This is a genomic window from Sporosarcina sp. ACRSM, from assembly GCF_022346545.1.
Taxonomy (GTDB): Bacteria; Bacillota; Bacilli; order Bacillales_A; family Planococcaceae; genus Sporosarcina.
Genome location: NZ_JAKRNU010000001.1, coordinates 35,423 through 52,773, shown reverse-complemented (window position 1 = coordinate 52,773; position 17,351 = coordinate 35,423). Strand labels below are relative to the sequence as shown.

At 38.6% G+C, this 17,351-nt stretch carries 12 protein-coding genes; 10 read left to right on the top strand and 2 right to left on the bottom strand.

The window, feature by feature from the left end:
- The first annotated feature begins 15 nt into the window (after nt 1–15).
- Nucleotides 16–471 (top strand): hypothetical protein, encoded by a 456-nt coding sequence (locus MHZ95_RS00235; RefSeq protein ID WP_239388277.1) that lies wholly within the window; start codon nt 16–18, stop codon nt 469–471.
- A 26-nt stretch (nt 472–497) separates the two neighbouring features.
- A complete protein-coding gene (locus MHZ95_RS00230; protein WP_239388275.1) occupies nt 498–3,425 on the top strand; it encodes a type I restriction endonuclease subunit R in 2,928 nt (975 codons plus the stop codon).
- A gap of 65 nt (nt 3,426–3,490) precedes the next feature.
- Here MHZ95_RS00230 and MHZ95_RS00225 read toward each other — a convergent pair whose 3' ends face one another.
- On the bottom strand, nt 3,491–4,216 hold the full coding sequence (locus MHZ95_RS00225) for a M48 family metallopeptidase (protein WP_239388273.1): 726 nt from the start codon (nt 4,214–4,216) through the stop codon (nt 3,491–3,493).
- Nucleotides 4,217–4,431: 215 nt separating this feature from the next.
- Between MHZ95_RS00225 and MHZ95_RS00220 the strand changes: the two genes are divergently transcribed.
- From MHZ95_RS00220 to MHZ95_RS00185, 8 genes are all read left to right on the top strand, one after another.
- Nucleotides 4,432–5,064, top strand: coding sequence for a hypothetical protein (locus tag MHZ95_RS00220; RefSeq protein WP_239388271.1), 633 nt, complete (start codon nt 4,432–4,434; stop codon nt 5,062–5,064).
- Nucleotides 5,065–5,069: 5 nt separating this feature from the next.
- On the top strand, nt 5,070–5,888 hold the full coding sequence (locus MHZ95_RS00215) for a hypothetical protein (RefSeq protein ID WP_239388269.1): 819 nt from the start codon (nt 5,070–5,072) through the stop codon (nt 5,886–5,888).
- A 41-nt stretch (nt 5,889–5,929) separates the two neighbouring features.
- Nucleotides 5,930–7,921, top strand: coding sequence for an ATP-dependent nuclease (locus MHZ95_RS00210; protein ID WP_239388267.1), 1,992 nt, complete (start codon nt 5,930–5,932; stop codon nt 7,919–7,921).
- On the top strand, nt 7,921–9,738 hold the full coding sequence (locus tag MHZ95_RS00205) for an ATP-dependent helicase (protein ID WP_239388265.1): 1,818 nt from the start codon (nt 7,921–7,923) through the stop codon (nt 9,736–9,738). The genes MHZ95_RS00210 and MHZ95_RS00205 overlap by 1 nt, the downstream gene beginning before the upstream one ends.
- A gap of 337 nt (nt 9,739–10,075) precedes the next feature.
- Nucleotides 10,076–10,750: a hypothetical protein gene (locus tag MHZ95_RS00200; protein WP_239388263.1), complete on the top strand. Its 675-nt coding sequence runs from the start codon at nt 10,076–10,078 to the stop codon at nt 10,748–10,750.
- Entirely contained in the window at nt 10,747–11,202 is a 456-nt protein-coding gene (locus MHZ95_RS00195; protein ID WP_239388261.1) for a hypothetical protein, read from the top strand. The genes MHZ95_RS00200 and MHZ95_RS00195 overlap by 4 nt, the downstream gene beginning before the upstream one ends.
- 338 nt (nt 11,203–11,540) lie before the next feature.
- Nucleotides 11,541–15,215 carry a 3'-5' exonuclease gene (locus tag MHZ95_RS00190; protein WP_239388259.1) on the top strand — a complete coding sequence of 1,225 codons (3,675 nt, stop codon included), beginning with the start codon at nt 11,541–11,543 and terminating at the stop codon, nt 15,213–15,215.
- A gap of 246 nt (nt 15,216–15,461) precedes the next feature.
- Nucleotides 15,462–16,001 (top strand): DUF262 domain-containing protein, encoded by a 540-nt coding sequence (locus MHZ95_RS00185; protein ID WP_239388257.1) that lies wholly within the window; start codon nt 15,462–15,464, stop codon nt 15,999–16,001.
- A 447-nt stretch (nt 16,002–16,448) separates the two neighbouring features.
- On the opposite strand, the gene MHZ95_RS00180 is transcribed toward MHZ95_RS00185, so the two are convergent.
- Nucleotides 16,449–17,207 (bottom strand): VCBS repeat-containing protein, encoded by a 759-nt coding sequence (locus MHZ95_RS00180; protein WP_239388255.1) that lies wholly within the window; start codon nt 17,205–17,207, stop codon nt 16,449–16,451.
- Between the last annotated feature and the right edge of the window lie 144 nt (nt 17,208–17,351).

Sequence of the window (17,351 nt, the reverse complement as noted above, 5' to 3'; positions counted from 1 at the left end):
TGCAAGGGGATGCGTATGACGAATTTTCAAAGAATCGGGTCCATTAGTAATGCACATATTGGCAGAGATTTTGAGGTCATTGCCTATGCTCATTTTATAGATTTAGGCTATGACATTATAAAGGATGTTGGTTTGTCGGTAGGACATGAGCGAAAGAAGAATCATCGATTTGATCTCGGTACGCCTTTGAATGCAGAAGAGAAAATCATTATTGAATGTAAATCACATCGTTGGACACGTCCAAGTGATAACGTACCGAGTGCGAAACTTACTGTATGGAACGAGACGATGAATTATTTTCATTTAGCACCAGAGGGGTACCGGAAAATCTTATTTGTATTAAGAGATTTTAGTGTGAAACGTAATGAAACATTAGGCGAATATTATATCCGTACATACGGGCATCTCATTCCAAAGGATGTAGAAATTATGGAGTATGATGAGGTCAACCAATCAGTTCGTGTGTTATAGGGATGTAGGATGACAGGTGAATGTAGATGAGTGGATTAGAATATACCGAGGTAGAACTACCTTTTATTGAGCAGCTGAAAGGCTATGGTTATCTTCATATGCAAGGGCCAGTGCTTGAGGTGGAGCGTTCCTCAAAGGCGGCAATCGTACTTGAGCAGCGTTTTTCTAAGGCAATTCGTACATTAAATCCGTGGATAAATGATGCGAACGTTGAAAAGGTTGTAAAGCAGTTTGTTTCGCTTCAGGCAGAGGATACGTGGCATGCCAATAAAACGATTTTTGAATGGCTGTTTGGGCAAGGAATTTCAGTATTACAGGATGTCGGTGGCGGTAAGAAAAATCAAACCGTAACATTGTTCGATTTTGAACATCCAGATAACAATGAATTTCTTGTTGTGAATCAGTTAAGCATTGAAAACGCAAATGGCACAATTCGTCCTGATATTGTTTTGTTTGTTAATGGGCTACCGTTAGTGCTTGTGGAATGTAAAAGTCCAAAAATACAGGTAGATAAGCAGTTGCCAGAAGGTGTACGTCAATTTGAGCGTTATATGCAAACGAACGACAAGCTGTTTTGGTATAACCAAATGTTAATCGTCACAAGTCGTGATCGTGCAAGAGCTGGGACGATATTTGCAAAGGCGCAGCATTACGGTTTATGGAAGGACCCCTATCCTCTGACTGTAGAAGAAGTAGGTTCTACACGTGCGCAAGAGGTATTGGTGGCGGGGATGCTTCGTAAAGAAGCGTTGCTTGATCTAATGAGGAATTTCATTGTCTTTGATGGCAAGGTAAAGAAACTAGCTCGTTATCAGCAATATCGGGCAGTAAATAAGGCGATTGACCGTATTTTGACGGAGGACAAACCAGCACTTCGGGGTGGTGTTGTATGGCATACCCAAGGTTCTGGTAAGTCTCTTACGATGGTGTATTTAGCGATGAAGCTTCGCCGTCAATCGGAACTGCAAAATCCAATGCTTGTCACTGTAACGGACCGTCAAGATTTAGACGAGCAAATTACAACAACCTTTACACAGTCAGGCTTCCCGAACCCAACGCAAGCCGCATCTGTAGCAGATTTAAAGCAGCAGCTCGCGAAAGGTGCAGGGAGTACCGTCATGACGCTTATTCAAAAGTTTCAAGGTGATGAGGATAAGCAGTTCCCGGTCATCTCGGAATCACAAAACATTATTGTTATGACTGATGAATCACACCGTTCACAATATAAAGGTTTGGCAATGAATATGAGGAAAGCTTTACCGAATGCTACGTTCATAGGTTTTACGGGTACGCCGATTGATAAAGAAAAGCGTTCAACAACAGGTAAATTTGGTGCTTACATTGATAAATATACAATTGAGCAAGCAGTTGAAGATGGAGCTACGGTGGCCATTTTTTATGAATCACGCTTGCCGAACTTACACGTAAAGGGCGAATCATTAGATGAATTGTTCTCCCGTTCCTTCCATGAATACGACGAGGAAACACGTGAAAAGATTAAGCAAAAGTATGTAAACGACGAGCTACTGTTAACATCACCAGACCGTATGCGTGAAATTGCGCTAGATATGGTGCGCCATTATGAAAACAAAATTCTGATGAATGGCTATAAAGCACAAGTTGTTGCTGTTTCACGTTATGCAGCAGTTGAATATAAAAAGCTCATTGATGAGTTCGCCGCAGGACAGTTTGAAACAGCAGTCATTTTTTCTGCGGGTCAAAATGACTCCGAGGAAATGCGCAACTATCACATTTCTAAAGAGGAAGAAAAAAACTTGATCGCACGCTTCAAAAAGCCAATGGACGAAGATAACTTAGCGATGTTAATCGTTTGTGATAAGTTACTGACAGGTTTTGACGCACCTATTGAGCAGGTCATGTATTTAGACAAGCCGTTAAAAGAGCATAATTTATTACAAGCGATTGCACGTACAAACCGTAAATATGATGATAATAAATCATATGGCTTAATTGTTGATTATTTTGGCGTGTCCCGCTTCCTTGACCAAGCACTTGAAATTTTCAGTGCAAACGATGTAAAAGGCGCCTTGCAATCCATTGATGATGAGCTACCTCGCTTAGAGCAACGCCATCGTGCAGCGCTTCGTTATTTTGATGGTGTGAAAACAACCGATTTAGAGGCAGCCATTTTACGTTTAACAGATGAAGATGTTCGGGCAGATTTTGATATCGCGTATAAGCGTTTTGCACAAAGCATGGACAAGGTCTTGCCGAGTCCAAAGGCGGAGCGTTTTACGGGCGATTTGAAACACTTAGGTGCTATTCGTCAGCTGGCGAAGTCTCGTTTTGCTATTGATGATGGGATGGACATTTCCGAATGTGGTGAAAAGGTACGCCGCCTTGTACAGAACTATTTGTACTCAGAAGGCATTGATGCCCGTGACCCCGTTTCTATTTTAGACGTATCATTTAAAGAGGAACTAGAAAAGAACGTGAAGCCCGAAACCAAAGCAGCTCAAATGGAACACGCTATTAAAAAGGAAATCTCCATTCGAATAGATGAAGATAAAGTTTTCTATACGTCATTAAAAGAAAAAGTGGAACAGCTTATCGAAAAGTATAAAGAACGTCAAATGACAATTTTTGAACTGTTAGAAAAGCTAGAAGAAGCACGAGAAGCAATCATGACGAAAGTTAGCGGAAAGACGGAAAGTGGTTTAACAAGTTTACAAGAGCCGTATTACAACAAGCTGCTGGAAGTCCATGAAGAAAGCGCGACATATAACTTAAAAGATATTGCCGTTGACGTCCATCAATTCATAGATGAAACTGTATCCCCTATTAGTGATTGGTCGTCCAAAACCGATTTTAAGCGCAAATTAACAGCTGATCTAAAAGTAAAGCTACTTAGAGAAAAAATGTCCATGAGTGACGCCTCAATGTTAACAGGTTATTTCCTAGCATTGGCGGAGAACCAATATGGGAAGAAATAATTGTTCAGTTAAACAAAAAAGAAATTGGCGGGATTCTCGCCAATTTCTTTATATACTGTTTCAAGTTAAATATAAAGGGAAGGCCCATTAATACGTAACCATTCTTTTTTCTCTTCGTAATTGGGCTGCAACATTTTAATTGTTTCCCAAAACTGAGTAGAGTGATTAAGGTGTTTTAAATGCGCTAGCTCATGGATTAATACGTAATCAATTACTGAAACAGGTGCTAAGAAAATTCGCCAATTTAATAACACTTTTCCGCTAGGTGTACAACTCCCCCATCGTTGTTCCTGATTTTTTATTGAAATAGTTGAAGGGGTTATTTGAAGAATAGTTGTATAACGCGAAATTCGATTATTTACATATTTCAGCGCTTTAGTCTTTATCCAATCCTCATATAAAGGAAACAATGCGTCACGATATTGATCTTTATTTATTGTAGCTGGTACTTCCGCCAAAAATGTTCCTTGTGAAAATTTGAAGTTTGGTACTGTTATTTCTGTATTGGATATCGCCTTTAAACGATATTGCCGCCCCAAATACGGAAGCTTTTCACCTGATAAAAATAATCGCTGATGTCGATAATCATTAATTTCTTCAAAGTGAAGTAACTGTTTCCGAATCCAAATCACTTTATTCTTCACGACATCTTGAACTTTTTCAATTTCTACATCAATAGGAGCAATTACCTTAACCCCATCTATATCAACTGTAATCGAAACGGTTTTCCTTTTATTGCTCCTGACTATCTCATAGGGGATTGATGTTTGACCGAATGTTATTAAATGCAATTTGAATCTCCCCCTTTAGATTATATAGTAACATGAAGTGCCTGTTATTTGAAAAAAATGAGGGGGCGCATCTTATTAGCATAGTTAGATCTGCTTGCTATCAATAAACTTTTGGCTTTAACCTTACCAAAAAAATTATTTTTGAAGTTATAGTAACTTATCTGTGTCCAATGTATTGGAAATCTTCCATTACAAGTGTAAAGGATTGAAAAATTATGCTATTTGAACTACTATTCATTGTAAGAAGGGGGTTGTTATTCATAAATCTTTTTTATAGATTGTTTCTTACCTTCAACTCCACATCACTAATAATTGTGATATTTCTTGTAAAAGAACAAGTAACAATACAATGGCATGATAAACTATCCTTTGTACCGGATTTTGCCTCGTATGCGCTGTATTTTTGTTTGCCAATAGCATTTACTTTTATAAGTCTCCTTTTAGCTAAGTTATTAGCCAAGGATAGTCTAGAAAGAACTGAAAAGAAAGTAAGGAATGAAAACGGACAAGAACAAACCATTAAAAGATCTAAAATAATTGAAGTGGAACAAGCGAATAACAGCTTTTTGCCAAGTTATCTCGGCTATTTTTTTGTGGCGCTCAGTATAACAAACTTTGAAACCTTGACTTTTATTTTCTTAGTATTGCTTTTGTTTACATTCTTTTCTCAAACCCATTATTTTAACCCATTATTTTTGTTACTCGGATATCATTTCTATTACTTGACAACAGTTAATAGAACTAAAATATTCCTAATTACCCGAAAATCTCTTAAAAATCCTGATGATATTAGTTTACCGGAATTGAGAAGAATCAATGATTTTACTTTTATTGACTTAGGGGGATGAAACATATGAATTATTTAGTTGCTAGTACCAAAGGAAGAGAAGGGAAAATTTACAGGGTTTTATCAGGTAAAGTTTTTGAATTGCCGGAAGACCTGGATAACCCTAAAACGTACAATTCTGACTATAAATTAGAAGACGATGAATGGTTTTATATACCGGATTTTTCAAACGAGGATTACTGTATAGAGTTTTTAAAACGAGAATTTATCTCTACTGATTATGATCAGATGGGAACTATTGATATTAAGAATTTACTTTTTTTATGCTCATACCAAGAAGGAGTCTATTACTTTCAAAAAATCACACCATCATTAATTGTTAATAAAAAGTGGTTTAAGATTGGTGAACCAGTAATCGAAAATCAGTCTCCTATAATAGTTATTAATGAAATTCCCGATGCTATTTATGAAGAGTCAGAGGATACGCTTTATTTTAAAAATATTTCATCGCTTACCTCGATTTTTAAGGGCATAATTGAACTTTATAAGGAAGCCACACAAAAGGAAACAGAGGAGTTTTTAAAAAGTGACTTTATTGAACTAGAAGATGGTTATGATGCATTACAAGTAAAAACAGCAAACAGAAAAAGAATAGCACTAGCTATGGAAACAATTAGGGGATTTTCAACAAGGGAGAAGAGTACAATCTATTCATACATAAAAGATTATTGTAGTGAAAAGCTCTCCTTCGATGAAGAAGAATCAAAATTTAATATAAAGAACGAAGACGAACTTAAACATTTACTATGGGGGATTGAACAACGGTACTATACTACACCGGTTGGGAATGAGAAAATGGTAGCAAATTCTGTATCTAAGGTGTGAAAGTCATTTTAATAAGATGATATATGGAGGCTATATAATTCATGAAAACAATTAATGCACCTTACATATCCAGGGTTCAAATTAGTAACTTTAGAAACTTCCGACACGTTGATGTTAATATGTCTCATAAACAAGTAATAATCGGAGAAAACAATATTGGAAAAACAAACTTTTTAAGGGCAATTCAATTAATACTTGATCCAAGATTATCTGACGAAGATCGCTTCTTGGCAGACTCTGATTTCTATGAAGGTATTCAGTCCCCAATGGATAATGGTGAAGAAGTTAAAATATCTATTGATATTCAAGGATACGATCATAACAAGGTCTTATTATCAACTCTATGTGATGCGACAATATCAGATAATCCATCAACAATAAGATTAACATACCACTTTTATGCAACACAAAACAACGATGGTACCTACGAATATCAATATCGAATATTTCAAGGAAACAAAGAGGATATTCCATTTACGCATTATCACCGAAAATATTTAAATTTAAAAGTCATTCCAGCTATCAGAGATGTAGAAGCAGAGATGAAAAGCTTGCGTAAATCTCCTGTAAATCAGCTTCTCAAAAACTATGACATAAGAAAAGAAGAACTAACTGATATTGCTACAAGATTAAAGGCAACAAGTGATGAAGTTCTATCAATAGATGAATTAAGGCATCTAACTGATAGTATTAACAGTAGATTTTCTACTATTATTGGCCAGCAAATTGATTCATCTATATCACTTGAGACTATGGACTTAGACCCTAATCGTATTCTAAATACATTAAAGATATTGATAGGGCAAGGGAAACGACAAATAAGTGACTCGAGTCTAGGATTAAATAATATCCTTTATATCTCGTTAGTTTTACTATCTTTAGAAGACAAAACTATCCCAGCTATTATAAAGGCTGATAACTATTTGAAAATTTTGGAGGAAGAAGATAGCGAAATCTTAAATAAATGCTACATACAAAATGAAAATAAAAATTACATTCTAATAGAAGACATATCACCCGAAAACCAAGGTCTATTGTATACCTTTATGGACTCATATTTTGGGGATAATAAAGGGTTTACAATATTAGCAATCGAAGAACCAGAAGCACACCTACACCCTGCTTTGCAACGGCTAATCTTCAAGGACGTGATGCAACAAAACACATCAGTGCTAATGACCACCCATTCTCCTCATATTACGTCCGTTGCACCAATTGATTCTATTGTTCATCTTCGTGCAATGGGGAGTGGAACTAATGTTAAAACCACAGCTTCTTTACAATTAAATGATAGGGATAGTAAAGATTTAGCAAGATATATTGATGTGAAAAAAGGTGAGATTTACTTTGGGAAAGGTGTCATCCTTGTAGAAGGGGTAGCAGAAGAATATTTAATACCGACCTTTGCAGAAGCATTACATATGCCCTTAGATAAAAAGGGCATTATATGTTGTAACATAAACTCCACTAATTTCAAACCATACGTTCAATTTCTTGATGCACTAGGTATTCCATATGTAGTTATTACAGATGGAGATTATTATTTTAGGGAAAGTGTTTCTTCTGATAGGAAGTTTGGTCAGGTACTCGAAGAAAGTCATGAATTTAATGGATATGACGGGCTGGAAAGAACTCGTAAAATTTTAGTTGATTTATGCAAAGTTAAGGAGTCAGATATCCCAACTGAAATTGACGAAGAAGATGAGTTTTACAAGCAATTCAATTTCTTTATCGGTATGCATACGTTGGAAATCGACATGATGGAAATTTCTGATGATAAAGATGCTTGCGAAGTATTTGTTCGGATTTTTAACGACTTAACATCAGGTGGAGAAAAGCAAAAAGAGAACTTTAAAAATGCAATTGAAAGTAAACAATACGTAGCTTGCTTAAATAAAATTGAAAGCAGACATTCCCTTATTGGGAAAGGCAGATTCGCTCAAGGACTTTCAACAGAATGTACTAAGGAAAATATTCCACCCTATATTGAAGAGGCAATACAAGATATCTTTACAAAAGTAGATGATTTATGATGGATCTATATGCACAAAAGCTTGAAGATATAAAGAATGACGTTGACCAATATGCTGCCTTTAAATCCAATATAAGCACCGTTGTAAAAGCTGGACCAGGGAGTGGAAAAACAACAGTCCTTACTTTGAAAATTATGGACTTATTAGGCAATAAAATCAAAGCACCTAGAGGGCTTGCTTGTATTACTTACAGTAATGAGGCGGCCAAGGAATTTACTGAAAGACTAAAATCCTTTGGTTATCAAAAAAGACCAAATGTTGTACTCGATACCATTCATTCTTTTTGTATTGCGGAAGTGATTATACCCTTTGCGCACCTTTACGATATAGATATTTCTTTACCGTTAAATATCATTTCTAAGACAGATAGAACAAAACTATTCAACGATATAATTGACGAGCTTGGAATAGGGAAGAGTACATTAAAAATTGAAGCTATGGACAAATATCGGAACCAGGTAATTAGCGGTGATAGTTTAGTCGAACATGAACCAAATGATTTTGCTAATAGGGTTGCACATATATTTGAAGGTCGCCTACGAGCAATGAATAAGGTTGATTTTATTGAAATAATAAAATGGGCTACAAAGTTTATTCAGGAAAAAGAATACGTGAGAAAGTGCCTTGAAGCAAAGTTTCCTTGGATTCTGATTGATGAATATCAGGATTTAGGAAAACCTTTACATGAGATGGTATTGACGCTTTTTCATAAAACAAACATTAAAATATTCGCAGTTGGGGACCCTGACCAATCAATATATGGTTTTCAAGGGGCAATTCCCGACTATCTATTAGAACTGTATGATAACCCAAATATCATGTCTGTTGACCTTAAAACAAATTATAGAAGTAACCAAGAAATCATCGATGCTGCTTCTATTGCATTAAATTTGGATGATAGGGAATATAAAGCTGGCACAAGGATAGGCGAAAAAGCTGAATTTCATTTTATCACTTGTGAAAGTGAAATGAATGAACAATATGAGTATGTAGTTAATACTATTATTCCAGATTGTATTGCCAATAATATTCCTTTAGAAGAAATCTGTGTTCTTGTCGGAACTGGAAATCAAATAAAATCATTAAGCGCGGTCATGGGTGAAGCAAATATCCCCCATTATGTAGCCAAGCACGAATTATTAAAAAGTAAAATCATTGTATGGCTGAAAGAATGTGCTACTTGGATTTTAGACAATTCAAGCGTTCCATTCACGGACATATCCGATTTTTGGTTAAACTTGTTATCTAATCATCAAGGAACTTTAACAGATGAAGATAGACTATTTGAAAGAAAGTACTTTTTTTCACTGTTAAAAGAAAGTATCAAGTATCAAGACAACTTACATTTATGGTTTATATATTTGTCGGAAAATCTTAAATTAGGATACATGGTAGCAAATTCCCAAAAACATCAGAATGAAATTGAATATATCCTATCTTTTCAAGAGCAAATAAAAAATGGTGAATTCCAAGAATTTGATTTACGTAGATTTGCTCGGTTTGGTAAATCGGAGAATCAAGTAACAATATCAACGAGACATAGCTCAAAAGGTCTGGAATTTGAAATCGTAATCATTTTGGGAATGGAAGAAGGCAATTTCCCGTTTTACTCCACAGTAGACAAACCGAAAGAATTAAATGAGCAACGCCGTATTTTTTTCGTATCCATCACGCGTGCTAAGAGAGTATGTTATCTGTTACGTTCCGAAAGGATAACTAGTCAAACCAAATACGGCTTAAGAACCTTCTCTAAAAATCCATCTATGTTTTGGAGGGAACTTTATGAGACCCAGAGATCTAAAGTGCAGTACGATTGAACTTATCGAATCCAACAATCGGATTACTAACCAGGGACTCCGTATGCTTTGTCAGTTTCATAATTGAATAAACTGTATCAAAGTTGGAACAAGGTTGCTTTCAGCTTCAGGTTGTCGCCTTACGCTATAATCGACAATATAATAATTGGATCACGAATTTAATAAAAAATGACCGATTGTCCGGAGTTATAAGAAATAGCCGAATTTATTAATGAAAATATGAGTTTATGGTATTTGAGGGATATATCAAGTTTGTACGAACGGCATATGAAGGTTATAAAATCATTCCGTTTTTTTGACGTTGCAGGATGAGGAGCCTACGCATGAGGACTATCTTATGCTCGGCTATTCGGATGTGTTGGACAACCTCAACAATCTGACGGAAGCAAACAAAGTCTTTATGCATCCAGATGTACATTCTTTCATTTCCTATTACATCTACATCTTGGAGGATCAGTTGGTTCAAAATGATGAATTAAATGAGATGGGAATGGCTCTTTATAAAAATCATAAGGAAGCTGTCGATCTCATTTCAGCAGTAGAAAAGGGAAAGGGTGGGGAGGAAACCAGCTTTACGAATGAATTGAACCATATTTACAGTCAATATAAAGAAACGATTGACTTCATTGTGAAGGTGGGGAACAGCTTCTTGCGGGAGGCTTTTATTCGATTTGCCCGGAAGTTGGATTGGCTGGAACATTTGTCCACACCCTATTTCCGTTTGCCGAACTTCATCGAGCAAACGTGGGACGAGCTTTTTGACGAGAACGACTTACGTAAGAATTGGTGGATGAATAAGGGACTGATTGCTTGGTTTGAACAATCGAATGACCGGTTGAAACTGAAGGTAGAGGTGGTTCCTTTACATCTGGAGAATCGAGTCCGTCTTTTACAAGCGTTGAAAGCACGGAGAATTGATGTGAAGGTGCTGGCTTTTGAAGAAGGCAGGCAGTATACAAGGATCTATATGGATGCTGATCACCCGACTTCGTGGGAGGATGTCGATTCGTGATGCTGCAGCTGTACGAGAAAGATTCCTTCCAGTCCCTATTACGATTAATCAACGATGCAGTTTTGATGGGGGACGAATATAGCACTCCATTAGAGTTTCCTGAACTTACTGAAGTCCGAGCACAATCGCCAATGCAACAGGCATTTACAATGTTTGCGAATGAACAACGTATTCCTTCTGACTATTACTATGTCCATCCGAGTCTTCCGAGTTTTGTAGAGCGGGAGTGGACACAACTGCCTTTGGACTACCAAGTAACAGAGAAGTATTGGCTTGGCTATCCGCTCATTGCCTGGTTTGAAAGACGTAATTCGACGGTTCGGTTGATTGTTGAAGTGGGTCCGCTGCCGCATTTGGAAAGAAACCGTTTACTGAAAAGCTTGGAGCAGCAAGGCATTCCTGTGCGGGCGCTTGCTTATGAAGAAGGAAGACGTTATACACGGTTTTATTAGAGAGCTGTTCCTGTTAAGGATATGGAGGATGCCGATGAGCTGAAAACGGCGATGGACGAGTTAATTCGTAAAAGGGAGTATGTGGCTGTGCGTGAAGGAATTGCGCGGGCTATTGAGGATCTGCGTCAAACAGGAAGCAATAAAAACAAAGTATGGGATGAAAGATGAAATTGACGAGGAGTTAGAAGAATATAAACAATAGTGGATGAGAAGCGCCTGACACCTGTTCAGGCTTTTTATTTGCTGAAAATTAAAGATTCCCATCATTTAATCGGGTATAATGTAGGATGCGTCTAGTGATAAAAAATCGGGCTAATAGAATACAAGCAGGTGGGGAAATGAAGTTATTTAGGTTCTTATCTACTAAGAGTGACGATACATCTAAGCTACACCAGATAGCAGAACAAAAGCCAGTGGAAGGCCAGCCAGCAAATGTCCATTCGGTTATGGATGCGGACATGCGCACACTGGAGCAGCAAATCTATCAGCTGCAACAGGAAGTGGATCTGAAAGAGCAAACGAACAGGCAACTGATTGCCGATCAAATGAGAGTTGAGGAAGTTGCCAACCGGCAAAGCATGGATTTAGAAAACTTGAAAGGAATCATCCGTCTGCTCGAAGCAAATAATGCAGAACTCACAATGCGTCCGACACAAGAAGAGCTTGGCCAGAAAGACGATCAGATTCAGAGGTTGGCGCTGCGGCTGAAAACGGTTGGTCAGGAGCATGTCTCAAAGGATGTCTATGAACAGGCGAAAAAGGAAACAGAGCTTTTAGAGCGACGGCTCCAACTTATGCAGGTTGCAGCAGAAAAGCTAAAAGCGAAGGCGGACAAACTCGAGGTGGAAGTCCAGTCGAGTACGCCAGCAGCTGTACATACGGAACTAGAGAAACGATATGTAGTTTTGCAGATGAGCCATACTTTGCGAATAGTGGAAAACCACCGCCTGGCTCAGGAGTTAGATGAAAAGGAAGAGAAATATAAACAATTACAGCAGTTATTAAAAGAGGTAGAGAACCCAGCATCTGTTGCTCATGAGCATGCAGCGTCCGCCATAGATGAACTAGCAAGTCTAGAAAATATCTATCACGATAGTGAAGAAAAGAATAGCATTGCATTGGCCAATCTTGAAGAAACGATTGCTGTGCAGCTTGAGTTGGAAGATGAGGAAAATGAAATCCTCGCAACACCAGACGTTCTACCGAAAGCACGGGAAAATGATCAACCAATGCTTGCTGAGAAGGAAGTCGATGAAACGCAGATGTTGCAGACAATGTCTGATGTGTTGCTGACGACAATGTCTACTCTAGAAGAAGCCAAAGTGCCCGAAATCATAAAAGCTCCTTCATTCCCGTCCTATAGTGAGTCCTCATTCCTACCGCGTGACGACAAATCAGAGTATGATTTTTTGCAGAAAGTACTTAGGAAATTAAAGTCTTTAATGCGACCAATCCGGAAAGTGGAGTTCGACAGCACATATTCGGTGGACTACGCATCCGCATATGCAGAAGGGATTATCCGGAAACGCTCGCAAGCACATAATCGCCGCCTACAAGCAATTGAAGATTCCCCTTTTGTAGCGCGTGTCGATTTTGTCACGATGAACGGTATGGAATCGATGTATATCGGGGAACAAGGCATCGATGGATATGTGACGAACTGGAAAGCGGAAGCGGCCTCGCTCTATTATTTGCGTACAGTCGGTCAACCGATTTCTCATAAGACGCTTGGTGATGTTATCGTCGATTATATCCGGCAAATTGATATACGGTATGGGAAAATCGCTGCACTTCACCCGCCACTTACGGCATCAAGCGAATACTTCCAAGACGAAGGATTGGTGTCCGCGCTGTCGGATAAACGTGGAGTAGACATGCAGGCAATTGTCGCGACATTGCAGCGTGAGCAGTATGAAATTATTCGACTTCCTATGACAAAGCCAATCATTATCCAAGGTTCGGCAGGAAGCGGGAAGTCTGCAATTGCTCTTCACCGATTAAGCTATCTGTTATACAAATACGAAAATCTATCTCCGGAGCGTGTAGCTATTTTAGGGCCGAATGAAGCGTTTTTAGCCCATATCAAAAACGTACTCCCTTCGCTAGGGGACTTCGGCATTAAACAGACAACATTCCTCAACATGGCTTGCGATATACTTGGACTATCACCGGCGGGTATGAAGCGGCATAGCGTTAAGGGTCTTGAACTCATTAAAGCGAAAGGTTCCTTGGAATTCCGGGAGATTGTGCAAAGAAAGACTATGGGGTTATTCAATGATTTGCGGACATGGGCAACACCGGTTTTAGTAGGCTCAACTACCGTTCCGATTTTGCCAATCCTAAGTGAAATGGAAAAATACCCTGACTTGCCGCTGAAAGAAAGAGAAAACCTTTATTTCAACTTCTTCCTGAAGAGTCTACAAAGAGAGATGAAGGAGCAGAATGAATTATCTCGTGAATGGAAGCAATGGGTACGGGAACAGGCGAAAGGGATGGAGGAAGAGAAAGTTTCCAATCTGCCTTTATTCCAAACCAATTTTATGTCTGAGCAAATTACCATACTGGGAGAAAAGTGGATGCAAGATGCGGCTTCTTATGCTAAAGATGCTTCCACCAAGATGAAAAAGAAGATGGAGGAGAGTCGTCGCCAATTCCTTGCAGCGATTCAGCATGCTGTCCAGCTGAAAATGGAGGAGCACAGTGCCAATGTGAAGGAACGTGCTCTTGGAGTGATGGACGAGTCACTCATTATGGATGCCTGGCTAAAGCAGATGAAGCAGAAGATGCGGGAACAGCGGGAAGTGGTCATATTAAAGCATATCGCTTCGCAGCAGAAAGAGGTATTGAATACAGCTGATCTGATGCAGGACCTTGCTCTCAAAGCGCAGCTCGAAAAATTGCAGGAGCAACTGCTACAAAAGTTTCCTGCGGAAAAGCTGGACTTCATCGACACACGGAAAGCCATGCTCCACGAGGCTTTGCACAATGAAAGCCTCGCGGAAATCGAGCGTGCTTATTACCGGCAAATCATTGGAGCTTTAAAAAGGGAGTACAAAATCAATCACAGTTTCAGCAATGACTATCCAAGGTTTGTTTTTGAAGAAGAAAGTGTCCTCTCCGACGCGGACGAGAAAACTCTGCTGAACTACGTTAAAAAGAACTTGAAGAGGGATCTCTTGGAATGTTATGAAATTGCGGTTCAAATGGCTAAAGACGAAGGGGTGTTGCCAGTAGATTGGAATAAGGTTGAGATGTATTATGAAGATCTACCGGCATTATTGCATATAAACAGGCTTTTGCATGGCGCTCCGAAAGATCATCTTCTATCCTATTTGATCATCGATGAAGCGCAGGATTATATGCCATATGAAATCACGGAACTACATGCACTCACCCGAAAGAATGGCATTATGCTCATAGGAGATCTCGGACAGAACCTAAATCGAGCAAGTACTCTGCAGGACTGGAACGGGCTCGGTGAATTGATTGGTGACCTTTCGTTGCACGAATTGAAAGCCACTTACCGCTCTACAGCCCAAATCGTTGAGGTGAGCAATGAGATTATTGAGCCTTTTGCAAGCGGAAAATATATGCTTTCGACAGAGACCTTCCGTGACGGCGAACCGGTTAAGCTAAAGGAGTTCAAGTTCGATACAGAAGAGAAAGAACTGATTGCGATCCTGGAACAAGCTATCTACGATCACCAGTTTGAGCCGGTAGCCGTCATTGTAAAGGACGAATCAATGATCGAGCAGTACCACTATATGATCGATCCCTATTTTTCCGTTGCTATTCAGACTGTAGGGGAGCTGCCGACGGATACAAAGGTAGTAATCACCACTCCTTCCGCCGTCAAGGGACTCGAATTTGAAGCGGTCGTCATTACCCGATTCAGTGACTACCAACCGACAGATGACGATCGCAAATTGGCTTACGTTGCAACCAGTAGGGCATTGCATCAGTTATATTTGATGGTGGAAGAAGAGAAAGAACGATTAATAATAGAGGTTTAACGGAGCTCAAGTGGAAAAGGTTGTCGTACTCACAATTTAGTTGTACACCCCACAAGATGGCTCATCCTGACTGTAATTCTTACAAACAAATTCTTAGCTTTCTATCGATCCCAACTAATGATGTATGATATGATCTTCATAGCAATAGGACGTATCGCATGGGCGGTAGCTGTTGTGATTTAGGAGGCCAATTGATATGAGTAATTCAAGGAATATTCATACGATTTAGTTAATATAGAAAGATTATTGAATGGACAAGATTATTATGAAATACCTGTACTTCAGAGAAACTACGTTTGGTCTAAGGATAATATTAAAGATTTAATTACTGATATTAAAGAAAGTATGGATGAAGATCAATCACAGGACTATTTTATCGGCAGTATGGTTTTTTCAGAAGGCAAAGCAAGGAAGGTAGTAGTGGGCGGACAACAAAGCATTACTACGCTTTCTTTGATTTTTGCCGTCGCGATAGCGGAATTTAATAAGGATAATGATACGGACTATATCGGTCTATATTCACCCTACCTTTATAAAAAAACACCTAATGATGATGGTGATATCATTTGGATGAATCGCTTGAAACATCATGACAAGGATAACTACTTTTTTACCGAACTAATTAATAATAAACCTGTTGGGAACTCAGTCACTACATCCCAAACTAACATGCTTACTGCTAGAGAGACAATTGAAGAAGAACTGATTTCTCTTAAAAAAGAAAATGAACTAAAAAGATTCATTAACTACTTGGCGAAACGGGTCCATATTGCTTCCGTCCGATAAGTTCCGGAGTATTTTTCAACAGATTTTCTGGCTGAAGCTTTGCCCCTCTATCATTTATGGTCTCAAATATTCGGAATGCCATGTTCAGATCACTAGTTACCATGAAGCGTTGAATTGGCTCTCTTCTTATTTACATTCAACTATCACTCACTATAACCAAAAAAGCGGAAGTCAGTCCTATCAATACTGGGCAGTCTTCCTTTTTGTTATTTAATGAATTCTAGCAAATGTCATAAATGTGCTTCGCACAGACACCTAACAATAATTGAATTCGTATTTGTTTAAGAACCTAGCACTTTCGTAATTTTGGAAGAAGACCAAATCGAAGAAGTCCATGTAGATGTTGTGGACGAAGAGATTGTTGTAAGTAAAGCGTAAAACAAATAGCCGAACCCCTTCACAGTTGTAAAAAAGCTTGAAGGGATTTTGTCATTTGTTTGATATGCACTACAACTGTGCGCCGAATATGCCTAAGTACTGTTCCTGCAATACAAATCCATTGTTTTTCCATCCCAGTGTATTCATTATATAACCTAAGCCATCCGCATGATATCTTCCGGAAATTTTTTGATACGCTAAAAGCTCGTAGACCCCGTTCGAATCAAAATCCACCGGATATAAACCGCTTAATGGATCCACAAAACCAGTTATCGGACTTATCAGCTTGCCATTCCGATCATATATTTCTTTTAAATAACTTGCATCTCTTTTCGATAAATCAATAATATATCTCTCGTTATTGGGTCTGCTGACAACTTCAACCTTATAATTATCCTGATAAGTGACGTCATATCGGAAATGATTATTATAAACATCAGAATCAAAAAGGATTTTTGCTTGATTACCTAAAAAGGAAACAATGTAATAGTTGATAATTCCACCACTGCCACCTGTATCCATACCGATTAGGATCTCATCTACACCGTTACCTGTGAAATCGCCCAAGAACAGGGTCGGATTATAACCTACATTATTATGAAGCGGAATACTTGTCACAGCGCCAGTTCGGCCGTCCCTAACGTGAAGAGTAATATTTTGAATGAATGGACTATCCGCCGTTTTTGTGCCAGTCAAATAGATGTGATCCATGATTCTATCCCCCGTTACATCTCCACTCACAAACGCAACAATAGTAGGCCGCCCCATAGGAGCTGAAAAGTTAGAGTTATTCATGACAATGACATGCCCCTTTTCATAAAGACTCACTTACATCTTATCCTATGGGGTATTGGAGTGATTGTTACTGGTTGTGTTCGATTGATTGAGCCACCGGGATCTGTATCGATTTGATAACAGATGCCTGTGCAACAAGCGATTCAGTAAACTCACTGCAATTGCATAATAAAATAG

What these genes read in the sequence shown, in the direction of transcription:
- MHZ95_RS00200 (WP_239388263.1), top strand. Translation starts at nt 10,076, where the DNA reads ATGCTCGGCTATTCGGATGTGTTGGACAACCTCAACAATCTGACGGAA.
- MHZ95_RS00210 (WP_239388267.1), top strand. Translation starts at nt 5,930, where the DNA reads ATGAAAACAATTAATGCACCTTACATATCCAGGGTTCAAATTAGTAAC.
- MHZ95_RS00205 (WP_239388265.1), top strand. Translation starts at nt 7,921, where the DNA reads ATGGATCTATATGCACAAAAGCTTGAAGATATAAAGAATGACGTTGAC.
- MHZ95_RS00220 (WP_239388271.1), top strand. Translation starts at nt 4,432, where the DNA reads ATGCTATTTGAACTACTATTCATTGTAAGAAGGGGGTTGTTATTCATA.
- MHZ95_RS00230 (WP_239388275.1), top strand. Translation starts at nt 498, where the DNA reads ATGAGTGGATTAGAATATACCGAGGTAGAACTACCTTTTATTGAGCAG.
- MHZ95_RS00235 (WP_239388277.1), top strand. Translation starts at nt 16, where the DNA reads ATGACGAATTTTCAAAGAATCGGGTCCATTAGTAATGCACATATTGGC.
- MHZ95_RS00215 (WP_239388269.1), top strand. Translation starts at nt 5,070, where the DNA reads ATGAATTATTTAGTTGCTAGTACCAAAGGAAGAGAAGGGAAAATTTAC.
- MHZ95_RS00190 (WP_239388259.1), top strand. Translation starts at nt 11,541, where the DNA reads ATGAAGTTATTTAGGTTCTTATCTACTAAGAGTGACGATACATCTAAG.